The sequence below is a fragment of the Paenibacillus jilunlii genome (genome assembly GCF_900102965.1).
GTDB classification, from domain to species: domain Bacteria; phylum Bacillota; class Bacilli; order Paenibacillales; family Paenibacillaceae; genus Paenibacillus_AQ; species Paenibacillus_AQ jilunlii.
The window spans coordinates 367,495-381,258 of the sequence record NZ_FNGM01000001.1; the positions used below are offsets into that span (position 1 = coordinate 367,495).

Sequence of the window (13,764 nt, forward strand, 5' to 3'; positions counted from 1 at the left end):
GAAATAGTGCTGTCAGAAGATACTCAGGAAGCCTAGGCCCACCAAACTTTGTGGGAGGAATTGCATATGACGCAGATAATTGGTGCTCCGTTCAAATATATTCAGGGCCGCGGCGAGGTTTCCAAGCTCGGACTATATTGCTCACAGCTTGGGGCGAAAGGGGTCTATGCTATCATAGATCCGTTCGTTCTCTCCCTGTATGGAGAAGAGGTTACCCGTAGCTTTGAGCAGCATTCCGTTGCACTCATTCAGGAGGAGTTCAGGGGAGAATGTTCGATGGAGCAGGTGGAGCGTATTGTCTCCGCAGCGCAGGCAACGGTCAACAGCGATGTGATTGTAGGGATTGGCGGCGGCAAAACCCTGGACACGGCAAAAGCCGTCAGCCACTTTGCGGGCCTCCCTGTGGTCCTCGTTCCAACAGTGGCTTCTACGGATGCGCCATGCAGCGCACTGTCGGTGCTGTACACGGAGGATGGACAACTGGACCGCTACCTCCCCTTGCGGCATAACCCGGATATGGTGATTGCCGATGTGGATATTATCGCCAAAGCGCCGCCCAGACTGCTGGCTGCGGGTATGGGGGATGCTCTGTCTACTTACTATGAAGCCCGAGCCTGCTGCCGCTCCGGTGTGGTCACCCAGGCCGGGGGCAGCAGTTCCATCGCCGCTTTTGCCCTGGCCAAGGCTTGCCATGATACCCTGATTGCCTATGGAGCGGAGGCACTGCGGGATTGCCGGGAAGGAATCGGGTCAGAAGCTGTGGGACGGATCGTCGAAGCCAATATTTATCTCAGCGGCATCGGCTTCGAGAGCGGAGGACTGGCCGCGGCCCACGCGATTCATAATGGCCTTACGCTGCTGGAGGAATGCCGCCACATGCTGCATGGGGAGAAGGTTGCATTCGCCACACTGGCACAGCTGATGCTGGAGCAGGCGCCGGCAGAAGAGATTGAAGAGGTGACTGCCTTTTGCCGGATGGCTGGCTTACCCGTCACCCTGGGCGAGCTGGGTCTGTCCGCTGCAAGGGCGGAAAGGCTGATGATTGCCGCCGAAGCCAGCTGTGCAGCGGACAACCCGATGGGGAATATGCCGTTTGCCGTTTCGCCGCAGCAGGTGCTGGATGCTATTCTTGCGGCAGACCGGCAGGGACAGCAGGCTTTCTGACGACTGTTAATAATTGCGCAGCCGGGTTGTACATATTTATCCTTCGTGTTCCAAACAATGAGAACTAGGGTTGTAGAACCCGAAGGAGGCTTTCCCTATGAAGAAGGGCAAATGTATGGTTGCGCGCACCAAGGTGTATTTGTACTCTGCCGCAGTTTTTATATCAGCCACACTCTGCGCTGCGGTTCCGCCCGCATTTGGGGCCGGCCTTTCACAAGCTGCTCATCACAGCGCGGGGCAAAAAGCGACAGCCGCCCAGCTGGCAGAGCCCGCTGCACCGAACGGCGGCCGCAGCTCCAGGGTACTGCCAGCGGAGGATAGCGCAAGACGGGGCCGTGTAGCCATCATCATCGATGATTTCGGCAACGGCATGAGGGGGACCGAGGAGATGTTCGCGCTCCCGGTCAAATTCACCGTAGCGGTAATGCCATTCCTGCCGACCTCGCAGAAGGATGCCGCCAGGGCTCATGAGCAGGGGCTGGATGTGCTGGTGCATCTGCCCATGGAGCCGCGCCAGGGCAAACCGGAATGGCTGGGACCCGGAGCCGTCCTGACCCGGATGAGCGATGCGGAGGTCCGGAAATCAGTGGAGGCAGCACTGGATAATGTTCCGTTTGCCATCGGAATTAACAATCACATGGGCTCCAGGGTGACCGGAGATGAGCGGGTGATGGGCATTATTCTTGCCGTCTGCAAGGAGCGCGGTCTGTTCTTTGTAGACAGTCATACCAATTACCGCTCGGTTGCCGGAAAAATGGCGCAGGAGATGGGATTGCCCCCGGTAGAGAATCACATTTTTCTGGACGATGTCCACACCTCAGGCCATGTCGCGAAGCAAATGCGGCTGGTGCGGGAAAAGGCGCTGAATCAAAAATATTGTGTGACCATCGGACATGTGGGCATTCAAGGAAAAGAAACCGCCGCGGGTATCCGCAGCGGCATTGCCGAATTGAAGGATAGTGTTGAATTTGTCGGAATCTCGGAGCTGGTCAAGGACCAGTGCCAATGGAATCCCGGTGTTACACTTCCATAAGATAGGCAGCAATGCCACCCGCAATGGCTTCGGCAATTTCCTCCTGGCCTTTTGGGCTGCACAGCCTGCTCCGGTCGCTCGGACTGCTAATAAATCCCGCCTCAACGATAACCGTTGTGGCGGTTATTTTGTTGAGCAGATAAAAGGGCTTGCCGGGTTTGGGGGCTTCCTGTGTGCCATAGAGCCGGTTCAACTGGTCCTGAATCGACCTTGCGAGCAGAAAGCTGCGTCCTTCTTGGCGGTATAGGACCAAAGGGCCCCGTTTCGCCGGGGAGGGCGCCCAGTTGATATGAATACTGACTACCACGTTCGCCGGCAGGGTCTCCGCCAGCTCTTTGCGCTGGGCCAGATCCCGCATATGCCGGGAGGAGCTGCGGAGCCAGCGGTTGTCGTCACTGGGCGCATAGTCGCCGGTCCGGTTCAGGATGGTGTCAAACCCATCGCTGCGGAGCAGCAGGAACAGACGGCGGGAAATCGCCAGTGTAATGTCTTTTTCCAGAATGGGGCCATGCGAGGTGCCGCCGTCAATGCCTCCATGGCCTGCATCAATCAGAATGATCCGTTGATCATGGCCCAGGATCTGCTGGCGTTCCGGACTTGCTTCAGTCCCGGAAGCCCCGAAAGCCCCGGGAGCTGCGGGTACCGCCTGTGCTCCTGCTCCCGTTCCAGACATGAGCGACAGCAGCAGTCCTGCTGCGGTCAGAAGCAGCCACAAACGCCGGGCCGGCGCTGCCGGGGGGCCTGCTGGGGTTTGTGTTTTCAGGTGCACATAGCCTCTCAAGGGAATAACCTCCTTTGCCCAGGATATTGATTTTTTGGGATAGATACTTTGTTAGAGTGTGCCGCCGCAGGCGAACCTATACGAAATACAGAGCAAGGGTTTAGGGGAAGGCGGATTGGAGCAGACTAGAGACATGAAGCTTATGACGAATACAGGGGAATACCCGATCAAAGGAAACAGGAGGTGTCAAGATGGCTTCCGGAGGAGATGATCTGGTGAAGTTTATTACGGAGAAGGTAGTCGTCTATATGGAAGACCCGCGGGCCAGCAGGGAACGCAGAAAGGCTGAGAAGCAGCCGTGGGCGGAAAAATGGTTCGGGATGCTTCCGCTTGGCTGGTCGATATGGCGCAGCAAGTGGACACGCGGCAGCAAAACGGACAGGGCCCTGGCGGCTTCGCCAGACAAAAATAAAGACATGGAGAAACTCGGAACATAATAGGCTGCTATATAGATTGAACTTGAAAAATTTATTAACTAGGCCAGTCATCCTTAGTGGGAAAAAGATTCACTATTCGAGTTTGTTCGGCTTATGGAGTAGCCTATGTGGGAAAAAGTACCACTAATTTGGTTGAAAGCAGCCGTATGGGATGAATATGCATGAATTAGGTGTACAAAATCCCACTAAAACCTTCTGAAGCCCGGATTTTAGCTAATTAGTTTTACTTTTTCCACTATAAAAAAGAACCTTCTCATGCCGGTTCAACCGGCAGACGGGAAGGTTCTTTCGCTTTCAACCTATTGCAATAATAATATCACTTGCGGGGCGAAACCGCTCCTGGCGCAGAACCGAGCGTGGTGGAGCTGCGTTCCGAAGTCAGCGTGTGCAGAGTGCCGCTGTCCTGCAGCGCCGCCAGAGGGAGATACCGCTTGCCTTCTGGACCGGAAGCGGCGTACACAATAGCTGAACTGCCGCTTGAGTTGCCAGTGCCGGGGGCGGATAAACCCCAGCTCTGGCAGCCGGTGATCATAAACGGAGCTCCAAACGCATCATTGCGGCCTGGGGACTGAAAGGCAAGGCTGCCGCCGGAAGCTAGAGCAAGCGCGAATTTGTCACTGCTGAGGGGAGTCAGCGGCGGTGCTGACAGCCACAGCAAATCGGCATATGGATTATCCTGCCCCCCAGACTCGTAGACGGGAAGGGGAGTGCGGCCGGTATCCAGGCTGGATATTGCGCCAGCAGCGTCAGGTTTCGCATGAAGAATATCCTCTGCTTTGCTTAAGCTCCATGGCAGAACCTGCAGCACTGATGCGTTAATATACAGTGTTTTATCTTCTATTGTCAGTTTCCATACCGGCAGCAGCGGGGCATAGAGTGCCGTAAGTTCAAATTTTCCGGATAAATTGGACGAGATAAGTTCCTGCTGCACCAGAAACTGGTGCAGATCCTGCAAGCTGTAGGGGAGGCCGTAGCTTCCGGCTCCGTATTCACTCAGCATATAACCGCCTTGATCCTTAGCGGTAATAATCAGATAGCCGATGCGCTGCTCTCCGTTCATAACATTGACGAGCCAGCTGTGGGTTCCCGGCCCCAAGGGATACGACTCCGTGCTGGCATTTTTCCAGGAGGTGAAGGGCGGGTTGGCAGACAGCTTGTTAACGGTCAGACGGGCGAAATCCTGCAGGGACTCCGGTGAAGCAATCGCTGTCATTTCGAGTACAGGCACTGTGGCTTGGGAGACCGCCTGCGTAACGGTTACCCGGGTGCCTGTGGCGGACAGCTCGCTGGGAAACGCAGAGCTTGCCGAGTAAAGCGTAAGTCCCAGACACAGACAGAGGAGGAGGCGTACACGGCGTCCGAGCCTGTCCGTCTGCCTTGCTTTTATCTTCATTTGTCGTTCACCTTTCTTAAAATATAAGGATTTTCACTCGATGCATCCTGCTTCTATTGTAGGGGACAAGCTCCAAAAAGACTGTTGCTTGCTGTCGCGCGGCGGTGCGGGAATTCCGCTGTTTTTTTGCCTGCTTTTAGCGAGCAGGGTCGCATCTTATGTGCTCCGCAGGTGGAAGAGGCCGTAGGTTACGGCAGAAACTGCAATCTGTGGTTCATACTGCCAAGCCGTTTCCTTGCGGCGGCGGTTGTATTGTTCTTCGATTGCCAGCCTTTTTTCTTCATCCTGTTCTTTGAGCAGTTCTTCGTAGTATATGTCCACAATGCCCAGCTCCAGCCGCAGCCGTTCGCGTGCCTCCTCGGCCCAATCGTAGTCCATGAGGGCCAGCTTGGAGGTCAAATAACCCTCCAGCCGGTCGGCCCCGTCAGCAACAGTCAGCTCGTAGGGCTGAATGTGAATATTCTCGGGCAGGCGCGGGGTCAGCTCGCGGGAGGCCAGTTTGGCTTCAAAGTCCGGGATGATCCGCCCGGTGGTGAGGGAGACGCCGATGAAATGCAGCTCCTCGCGCTTCAGATCGCAGCTCATCTCCACCTTGTAGCAGACTGCGAGCCAGGGCTCATAGGCTGCCGAGAACAAGGTCATCCGCTGTCTGATTCCCGGGTCCTCGAAGAGCTGCAGGCATTTGCCCTCATCCCGGGCGGCCGCCCAGATCTGCCGCAGCCGCTTGCTGCCGTAGATGATGTCCTCGCGCCTGATCATGCCGGGACCGATCCGGGGCAGCGCCGGAACGACCCCGAAGAAACGGGCGAGGATGCTGTCCTGCGGATCAGCCGAGACCCCCGGCGGCGCCGTTGGCGGCCCGCCGGCAGTGGTGCCGCCGGGGTCAGCGGCGGCCTCCATCCCGGCCGCGCCAGCACCGGCCGGCAGGCCCGCAGCGCTTGCGGGGTTCCCCGGGCGCAGCGGCCTGGAAGGAGGGGCCGCCTGCGCGGCAGCGGCCAGATTGTCGTACTTCTCCGGCTCGAAGACGAAGGTGAACGACAGCGTCTCCGGGTCCACGCCCGTCCGCTCGACAAACCCCCAATAATAAGGCCGGTCCGTAAGCATCCGGTCCGCGCGCGGCGAGAGCTTCACCGTTACATGCAGCGGCGACGCCTCGATAATCGAGCATTCCGTTGCCTCCAGGTAATCCATCACATGCTTGCGTATTTCCTGAGCGGTGAGTGTCATGCTTCTGCCTCCTGTTCGTCCCGCATCCCGTGGGTCAGCTCACTCAGCGAGTCGCCTATGTGATCCAGGCCGCTGCGCAGCTCCTCGTCGCTGCGGGCTTCGAGCATGATCTTATAGAGGCTTTTTTCCAACGATTCCTTCTTCTCAAAACGCTCCAGAATCACGTCCAGCCCCCCGATCACCATCTCGAACATGTTGATCTTCTCATGCAGCAGGTGGAGAATATGCTCCTCAATGGTGCCTTCGGTGGAAAGGTTGTAGATGACCACATCATTTTCCTGGCCCAGCCGGTGCACCCGGCCAATGCGCTGCTCCACCCGCATCGGGTTCCAGGGCAGATCGAAATTGATCATATGGTGGCAGAACTGCAGGTTGATGCCCTCGCCCCCGGCTTCAGTGGCAATCATCACCTGGGCGCGGCCGCGGAAGAGGTCCATCATCCAGTCTTTTTTGCCCCGGTTCATGCCGCCGGAGTAGGTAACGCACTGGAGCCCGTGATCACGGAAATACTGGAGCAAATACTCCTGGGTGGCCCGGTATTCGGTGAAGACAATCACCTTTTCGTTCATTTCCCGGATCAGCTCCATGGTCTTCTCCGCTTTCGTGTTGGTTTTGACCGTGCGGATGGCCTGAAGCAGCTCCATCATCCGTTCGCGCTTGGGAGAGTCGGCCGGAAGCTTTTTGATCAGATTGACGAGGGTGATGAATACGGCATCCCGGCTGCTGCATACCTCCCGCTGAAGCGTGACCAGAGAGAGCATGCTGCTGAGATTGCCGCCGGCCTCCTGATATTGGTCTTTGACAAAAGCGGTCACACCGTCATATAATACTTTCTCCTCCGGTGAGAGCGTGAGCGGTATATTGCGCACTTTGCGCTTCGTGAAGGTGACCGGACCTTCGCCGCGGCGGTTGCGGATCATCACCTTGGAGAGCTCGCCCCGCAGCTGGACCTCGTTCTTCGGCTGGCGCTTGTCCACCACGAAGTTGGTGGCGAAATCCCCCTGGTTTCCAAGCTGGCCCGGCTTCAGCAGCGTAATCAGATTGAACAGCTCGCCGAGATCGTTTTGAACCGGAGTTGCGGTGAGCAGCAGGCAGTATTTTTTGCGGAGCTGCTGGACGAACTGGTAATTGGTGGATTTCTTGTTCTTGAGTTTATGGGCTTCATCGATAATCAGCATGTCGTATTCATTATTCAGCAGCATTTCCTTGTGCGGGTCACGCTTGGCAGTATCCATGGAGGCGACCACGATGTCGTTGCTCCAAGAGTAGGATTTTTTCTGGGCCACAGCAGAAATGCCGAATTTGGTATTCAGCTCGCGCACCCACTGCAGCACCAGCGAAGCGGGAACAAGAATGAGCACCCTGGACACAAGTCCCCGCACCAGATATTCCTTCAGCACAAGCCCGGCTTCAATCGTCTTGCCAAGCCCGACCTCATCGGCGAGAATGGCGCGCCCTGACATTTGGAACAGTACCTTATGGGCGGTATCAAGCTGGTGGGGGAGCGGGGACAGCCCGGACAGATGCTTCATGCACTGCAGCTCATCAAAGCTGGTTACAAGCCCGGACTTTTCGCCTTCAACGGCCAGTCTGGATAATCTCCAGTCTCCCCAAGGTCCGCCCTTATCCAGCCTTGACTCTAAATCACTCAGCCAGTTTCGTTCGAAAGACAGGGGAACAGGTAGCAGGGGGGCCGGGGTACCCGCCTCTTCGGGCAGGGGATTGCGGAATAATTGCGTCATGTTGCAGCCTCCTCCGGTGCTTGGTTCATATCGAATACGTAGCAGTAGTATGCTCTTAAAAGAGAGAATTCATAACCTGCTATTTTCGGCCGGATGTTGTAAAATAGCGAGCAAGAGGGAGTAAAAGTGCCATCTTTTGCCGATATTTCGGCGAGATGCTCCTATTTTCGAAAAAGACCTTCCACACAATATGTGGTATAGTTGAAAAGCTGACTGACACAATATATTGTTACAAATGCTTGAAATTTTGATTACAACAGGCATTTTGCGGTTATTTTTTATTGACAAGGGGAACTTTCGGAGTACACGCCGGCTGCGGCGGTTACCCGCAAAGTTTTTGCTGAAATATAGGGATTTATAGATCAGCGGTATGAGGCATCCTTATATTTCATGGTTTACATATCACAATATCCGGGAGGTATTTCTATTGAGTACAGTGGAACGCAAGCAGCGTCTTGAGGGCCTGAGCGAAAAAATATTTTTGGACCGCTACGCCTGGAAGGATGCGGACAGCAACAATGCCAAGGTAGGCGATGTGGTGCTTGTGCTGACCAAAGACGATCCGAAATTCCCTACCAAGGAAGTCGGAGAAATTGTTGAACGGAACGGGCGCACAGTGACGGTAAAGACACGCAGCGGCGAGCTTGTAGAGTCCGATGTAGAGAAGCTGACGCTTAACATAGAGAAGACTCCGGAGGAAATGTGGGACCGGCTTGCGTCCGCCATGGCTTCGGTAGAGAAAACACCTGAGCTTCAGGATGAATGGACAGCCAAATTCCGTTCGATTCTGGATGACTGGAAGCTCGTTCCGGGCGGCCGGATTGCCGCAGGCGCCGGGGCAAGCGAAGAGCTGACACTGTTCAACTGCTATGTAGTGCCTTCGCCAAAAGACAGCCGGGGCGGCATCATGCAGACGCTGTCCGAAATGACGGAGATCATGGCCCGCGGCGGCGGTGTCGGCATCAACCTGTCCTCGCTGCGTCCGCGCCGTGCGATTGTCAGAGGCGTGAACGGTTCATCCAGCGGCTCCGTATCCTGGGGCGGACTGTTCAGCTACACAACCGGACTGATTGAGCAGGGCGGAAGCCGCCGCGGCGCGCTGATGCTGATGATCAATGACTGGCATCCGGATGTTGTCGATTTCATCACCGTGAAGCAGACGATGGGCCAGGTGACTAATGCCAACCTGTCAGTTTGCGTAAGCAACTCTTTTATGAAGGCTGTGAAGGAGGATCTGGACTGGGAGCTGGTCTTCCCGGATACCACTGATCCTGATTATGATACGGTCTGGGACGGCGATCTGGATAAATGGAAGGCTGACGGACGCGCAGTCATTCCTTACCGCACGGTCAAAGCCCGCGATGTCTGGCATACGATTATTGAATCGGCCTGGAAATCGGCTGAGCCGGGCGTCGTATTCATGGAATACTACAACCAGATGTCCAACAGCTGGTATTTCAACCCGATTATCTGCACGAATCCGTGCGGTGAACAGGGTCTGCCGGGCTGGGGCGTGTGCAATCTGTCTGCCGTCAACCTCTCCAAGTTCTATGATGCGGAGAATCATGATGTGGATTGGGCGGATCTGGCGACAACTACCCGCTATTCCGTGCGTTTCCTGGACAACGTCATTGACAAGACACCTTACCACTTCCCGGAAAATGAAGCCAATCAGCGCAAGGAACGCCGCGTAGGTCTGGGAACCATGGGTCTGGCCGAGCTGATGATCAAGCTGAACATCCGCTATGGCAGCCCGGAATCACTGGAATTCCTGGACAAGCTCTACGGCTTCATGGCCCGCGAAGCTTACCTGGCCTCGTCCGAGATTGCCGGTGAGAAGGGTTCCTTCCAGGCCTTTGACACAGAGAAATATCTGCTGAGCGGATTTATGAAAAATATTACGGAAACCTATCCTGAAGTCGGTGAGTCGATCCGTAAAAACGGCATGCGCAACGTTACCGTTATTACTCAGGCACCTACAGGCAGTACGGGGACCATGGTCGGCACCTCGACCGGGATTGAGCCTTATTTTGCCTTCAAATACTTCCGTCAGAGCCGTCTCGGCTACGATGAGCAGTTCGTGCCGATTGCCCAGGAATGGCTGGAAGCCCATCCGGGTGAAGAGCTTCCTGACTACTTCGTAACGTCTATGGATCTGTCCGCCAAGGACCATATCCGCGCACAGGCGGCCATCCAGCGCTGGGTGGACAGCTCGATCTCCAAGACGGCGAACTGCCCGTCCGACTTCACCGTTGAGGAAACGGCAGAGCTGTATGAAATGGCCTTCGATCTGGGCTGCAAAGGCGTAACGATCTACCGTGACGGCAGCCGTGACGTACAGGTGCTGGAAACTTCGAAGAAGGAAGACAAGAAGGATGCACCGGCAGCGGAAACCGCAGCTCCTTCGGCTGAACCCGCTGCACCGGCTGTAACAGCCAGCGCAGTTGTGGCTGCAGCGCCTGCACCGCAGGGAAGCGCAGTAGACAAACAATACAAAAAACGCCCGCAGGTGCTGCGCGGCGCTACCTATAAGATCAACACGCCATTCGGCATGGCGTATATCACCATCAATGACCTGGACGGCATTCCGGCCGAAATCTTCCTGAATGTCGGCAAAGCCGGCTCCGACGTCTTCGCCATGGCCGAAGCGCTGGGCCGTGTCTGCTCGCTGTTCCTCCGCTACGGCGACCACGGCGAGAAGGTTGAGCTGCTGATCAAGCATCTCAAAGGCATCGGCGGCTCCGGCGCCATCGGTTTCGGCGCAAACCGCGTCGAGTCCATCGCCGACGCGGTAGCGAAAGCCCTGGAAACGCATGTGCTGAACAACGCCCATGACGACCATGTGCCCGCTCCAATCGCGGCCACCCTGGAGCTTGATTTCAACGAAGCGCTCAGCGCCGAGCTGAAATCAAGCGTCCCTGCGGGCGCGTCCACCGACGATGGTCATGGCGGCCACGGTGCGCATAACCACGCCACCGCCTCCCGCGACCTCTGCCCATCCTGCGGCAGCGCCTCGCTGATCAACATCGAAGGCTGCAAGACCTGCAGCAATTGCGGGTATAGCCGGTGCGGGTAAGGATAAGGGCTTAGGCAGATATACACGCATATGTGGTGGATCACCAAAGCTGCAAAAACGGCCACAAATGATAATAAAAGTGGATCATGAAAGATGATAATCGATTAATCTATTTAATAGAATGCATAAATATTCAAGTGAGTATTTTTAAGCATTTAAACGCATTGAAATTAGCGGCTTTGATTTTTAAATGAACACAATAAAAGTCCCGATTAGGAATTTCCTATATCGGGACTTTTATTGTGTGATAAATAATGTTTATAAACTACCATACCATGCGTCATCGACAGGCTCTAACCATTCGGTTTCGCCTGGTGTAATAGCCAGATGTACAAACCAGCTGTCTTGGGTAGCACCATGCCAATGCTTCACATTTGGCGCAATATTAATTACGTCACCAGTTTTAAGCAACTGTGCAGGTTTTCCTTCTTCCTGATACCAACCCTCACCACCTGTAACTAATAAAACCTGTCCAACTTTATGTGAATGCCAGTTATTACGGGCGCCGGGGGCAAAGGTCACATTTCCGATCGGGGCATTTAAAGGAGTTGGATCAGTAAAGACCATTTGTAAATAAGCATCGCCGATAAAATTAGCTTCAACTTTTTTTTCTAATGGAAAAATGGTGCTCCCCTTTAATTGTGCATTTGACATCATGGACATCCTCTCTATTTTTATTCTTTATAGATTTCCTTAGCGATGTTAAAAGAAGACCAAGCTTTGGGCCAACCGGCATAGAACGAAAGGTGTGTAATGATCTCTGCAATTTCTTCTTGGGTAATTCCGTTTGCTTGCGCTTTATGAAGATGTGGAGTTAATTGTTCAAAGTTTCCTCCTGAGATTAAAGCTGCTACTGTAATCATGCTGCGGTCGCGGGGAGAAAGTTCTTCCTCCCTTGACCAAACCTCACCAAACAATACATCATCGTTCAGTTCAGCAAATTTAGGTGCAAATTCTCCCAGCTTGTCTCTTCCTGCAGTTTGTTTCTCAGCCATTGTTACCATCCTCCATTCATGTATTAGCTGCAACATCATCTAGTGTACAACTTCAAGTGGACTTTAACGCAAGTAGAGATCAATAATTATCGATCTATTCGTGTCGAAAATATTTGACTTCAAGTTAACTTTAAGTTGTAAGCTGATTTGAGATAGGGGGATTAACAATGCAAACTATTGATCAACAAAAGCTTACAGGAGAACGTGCACTATTTAAGAGCAAGAATCTTTTGATTAAAAATTCTACTTTTGCGGAAGGTGAATCACCGCTGAAGGAAAGTAATGATATTACCATCCACAACAGTTTTTTTAAATGGAAGTATCCGCTATGGTATTGCCAGAACATTAGTCTAAAGAACACAACTCTTCAGGAAATGGCACGCTCAGGAATCTGGTACAGCCATCATGTTTATATGAATGATAGTGTCATTGAAGCACCCAAGACATTTCGCCGGGCAAGTGATATCTGTCTGAATCATGTGGATATGCCTAATGCAGAGGAGACACTATGGAACTGTAAAGATATTGAATTAGTACATGTAACTGCAAGAGGAGATTATTTTGGGATGAACAGTGAAAATGTCAGAGTTGATGATTTAACTTTGGCAGGAAACTATGCTTTCGATGGCGCGAAAAACATAGAAATCCGGAATTCGAGGCTACTTTCAAAAGATGCATTCTGGAACTGTGAAAATGTCACGGTATATGATTCGTTGATCACCGGAGAATATTTAGGCTGGAATTCCAAAAACATTACGTTTATTAACTGTACCATTGAGAGTAATCAAGGGATGTGTTACATGGAGAACGTGGTAATTGAGGATGGGAATATAATCAATACGGATTTAGCCTTTGAATATTCCACCATTAATGTGACAACAACTACAATGATTGACAGTGTCAAAAATCCACTCTCCGGAAGCATTAAAGCGAAAGGGATTGGTGAATTAATACTGGACGATGAAGAAGTGGTCACTTCAAATACTGTATATGGGCTGAACGATCAAATGAATATAACCTAGGAGGAACAATGGAATTAAGAGTACTTCGCTATTTTCTGACTGTAGCCCGTGTGGAAAATATTACGCATGCGGCTACCATCCTGCATGTGACACAGCCTACGTTAAGCAGGCAGCTGGCTGATCTGGAAAAAGACTTAGGAACTCAATTGTTTATACGCGGAAAAAGTAAGATAACATTAACCGATGCGGGGATGCTTTTGCGTCAGAGAGCAGAAGAAATCCTTATCCTTGCGGATAAAACAGAGAGAGAGTTCAAAGATCAGAACAATTTGGTTGGAGGAACAATATCCATTGGAAGTGTTGAATCATTAACATCAAATGTTATATTTGAGTTGTTAAAAGCGTTTAATATTGAATATCCGCAGGTTACTTATCATATTTTCAGCGGGACAGGCGATGACATAAAGGAAAAAATAGATAAGGGATTACTTGAGGTTGGCGTTTTGTTAGAACCTATTCACATTGAAAAATATAATTTTATCAGACTGCCGCAAAAGGAACGCTGGGGAATTCTCACAAGAACCTCATCAACACTTGCACAGAAGGAATATGTAACATCCAAAGACCTAGCTGGAGTTCCCTTGCTTATCCCCAGCCGATCGGTATTACAAAATGAAATTGCCAGTTGGTTTGCCGATGAGCATTCACAGTTACGCTTGGTAGCTACTTATAACTTAATATCCAATGTGATTAATCTCGTGGAGCAGGGAATGGGAACGGCAATTTGTATTGAGGGTGCTTTAGCAATGAAGCATTCTGATGATTTATGCTTTAGGCCCTTTTATCCTGAACTTCAATTCGGGTGTGTAATCGTCTGGAAAAAACATAAAATTTTCAGTCAGACTGCGACCAGGTTTTTACAGTATATTAAACATGCCTTACAGGCATAATAAA

At 52.6% G+C, this 13,764-nt stretch carries 12 protein-coding genes; 6 read left to right on the plus strand and 6 right to left on the minus strand.

Features of this window, described 5'->3' with window-relative positions; genetic code table 11:
• Positions 1-66 precede the first annotated feature (66 nt).
• Complete coding sequence (locus BLQ82_RS01695; protein ID WP_074647622.1) at positions 67-1,164, plus strand: glycerol dehydrogenase; 1,098 nt, start codon at positions 67-69, stop codon at positions 1,162-1,164.
• A gap of 97 nt (positions 1,165-1,261) precedes the next feature.
• Positions 1,262-2,197, plus strand: coding sequence for a divergent polysaccharide deacetylase family protein (locus BLQ82_RS01700; protein ID WP_062526775.1), 936 nt, complete (start codon positions 1,262-1,264; stop codon positions 2,195-2,197).
• On the opposite strand, the gene BLQ82_RS01705 is transcribed toward BLQ82_RS01700, so the two are convergent.
• Positions 2,184-2,978, minus strand: a complete 795-nt coding sequence (locus BLQ82_RS01705) for an N-acetylmuramoyl-L-alanine amidase (protein ID WP_062526777.1) — start codon at positions 2,976-2,978, stop codon at positions 2,184-2,186. The genes BLQ82_RS01700 and BLQ82_RS01705 overlap by 14 nt on opposite strands.
• A gap of 191 nt (positions 2,979-3,169) precedes the next feature.
• Between BLQ82_RS01705 and BLQ82_RS01710 the strand changes: the two genes are divergently transcribed.
• Positions 3,170-3,415: a YqzE family protein gene (locus BLQ82_RS01710; RefSeq protein WP_074647626.1), complete on the plus strand. Its 246-nt coding sequence runs from the start codon at positions 3,170-3,172 to the stop codon at positions 3,413-3,415.
• A 316-nt stretch (positions 3,416-3,731) separates the two neighbouring features.
• On the opposite strand, the gene BLQ82_RS01715 is transcribed toward BLQ82_RS01710, so the two are convergent.
• From BLQ82_RS01715 to BLQ82_RS01725, 3 genes are all read right to left on the minus strand, one after another.
• Entirely contained in the window at positions 3,732-4,808 is a 1,077-nt protein-coding gene (locus BLQ82_RS01715; RefSeq protein WP_062526779.1) for a hypothetical protein, read from the minus strand.
• A 156-nt stretch (positions 4,809-4,964) separates the two neighbouring features.
• On the minus strand, positions 4,965-6,035 hold the full coding sequence (locus tag BLQ82_RS01720) for a YqhG family protein (protein WP_062526781.1): 1,071 nt from the start codon (positions 6,033-6,035) through the stop codon (positions 4,965-4,967).
• A complete protein-coding gene (locus BLQ82_RS01725) occupies positions 6,032-7,777 on the minus strand; it encodes a DEAD/DEAH box helicase (RefSeq protein WP_062526783.1) in 1,746 nt (581 codons plus the stop codon). Before BLQ82_RS01725 ends, BLQ82_RS01720 begins: the two co-directional genes overlap by 4 nt.
• A 370-nt stretch (positions 7,778-8,147) precedes the next feature.
• On the opposite strand from BLQ82_RS01725, the gene BLQ82_RS01730 reads away from it, so the two are divergent.
• Positions 8,148-10,853: an adenosylcobalamin-dependent ribonucleoside-diphosphate reductase gene (locus tag BLQ82_RS01730; RefSeq protein WP_425281065.1), complete on the plus strand. Its 2,706-nt coding sequence runs from the start codon at positions 8,148-8,150 to the stop codon at positions 10,851-10,853.
• 258 nt (positions 10,854-11,111) lie between these two features.
• Here the strand turns inward: BLQ82_RS01730 and BLQ82_RS01735 are convergent, their stop codons facing one another.
• Positions 11,112-11,507: a cupin domain-containing protein gene (locus BLQ82_RS01735; protein ID WP_062526900.1), complete on the minus strand. Its 396-nt coding sequence runs from the start codon at positions 11,505-11,507 to the stop codon at positions 11,112-11,114.
• Positions 11,508-11,527: 20 nt separating this feature from the next.
• Positions 11,528-11,848, minus strand: a complete 321-nt coding sequence (locus BLQ82_RS01740; protein WP_062526787.1) for a carboxymuconolactone decarboxylase family protein — start codon at positions 11,846-11,848, stop codon at positions 11,528-11,530.
• A gap of 167 nt (positions 11,849-12,015) precedes the next feature.
• Between BLQ82_RS01740 and BLQ82_RS01745 the strand changes: the two genes are divergently transcribed.
• Both BLQ82_RS01745 and BLQ82_RS01750 read left to right on the plus strand, forming a co-directional pair.
• Positions 12,016-12,870 carry a DUF3737 family protein gene (locus BLQ82_RS01745; protein ID WP_062526789.1) on the plus strand — a complete coding sequence of 285 codons (855 nt, stop codon included), beginning with the start codon at positions 12,016-12,018 and terminating at the stop codon, positions 12,868-12,870.
• An 8-nt stretch (positions 12,871-12,878) separates the two neighbouring features.
• Entirely contained in the window at positions 12,879-13,760 is an 882-nt protein-coding gene (locus BLQ82_RS01750; protein ID WP_062526791.1) for a LysR family transcriptional regulator, read from the plus strand.
• Positions 13,761-13,764 lie beyond the last annotated feature (4 nt).

Excerpts from the sequence above, each read along its gene's own strand:
- BLQ82_RS01700 (WP_062526775.1), top strand. The coding sequence starts at position 1,262 with ATGAAGAAGGGCAAATGTATGGTTGCGCGCACCAAGGTGTATTTGTAC.
- BLQ82_RS01730 (WP_425281065.1), top strand. The coding sequence starts at position 8,148 with ATGAGGCATCCTTATATTTCATGGTTTACATATCACAATATCCGGGAG.
- BLQ82_RS01725 (WP_062526783.1), bottom strand. The coding sequence starts at position 7,777 with ATGACGCAATTATTCCGCAATCCCCTGCCCGAAGAGGCGGGTACCCCG.
- BLQ82_RS01720 (WP_062526781.1), bottom strand. The coding sequence starts at position 6,035 with ATGACACTCACCGCTCAGGAAATACGCAAGCATGTGATGGATTACCTG.
- BLQ82_RS01715 (WP_062526779.1), bottom strand. The coding sequence starts at position 4,808 with ATGAAGATAAAAGCAAGGCAGACGGACAGGCTCGGACGCCGTGTACGC.
- BLQ82_RS01735 (WP_062526900.1), bottom strand. The coding sequence starts at position 11,507 with ATGTCAAATGCACAATTAAAGGGGAGCACCATTTTTCCATTAGAAAAA.
- BLQ82_RS01740 (WP_062526787.1), bottom strand. The coding sequence starts at position 11,848 with ATGGCTGAGAAACAAACTGCAGGAAGAGACAAGCTGGGAGAATTTGCA.
- BLQ82_RS01710 (WP_074647626.1), top strand. The coding sequence starts at position 3,170 with ATGGCTTCCGGAGGAGATGATCTGGTGAAGTTTATTACGGAGAAGGTA.
- BLQ82_RS01695 (WP_074647622.1), top strand. The coding sequence starts at position 67 with ATGACGCAGATAATTGGTGCTCCGTTCAAATATATTCAGGGCCGCGGC.
- BLQ82_RS01750 (WP_062526791.1), top strand. The coding sequence starts at position 12,879 with ATGGAATTAAGAGTACTTCGCTATTTTCTGACTGTAGCCCGTGTGGAA.
- BLQ82_RS01745 (WP_062526789.1), top strand. The coding sequence starts at position 12,016 with ATGCAAACTATTGATCAACAAAAGCTTACAGGAGAACGTGCACTATTT.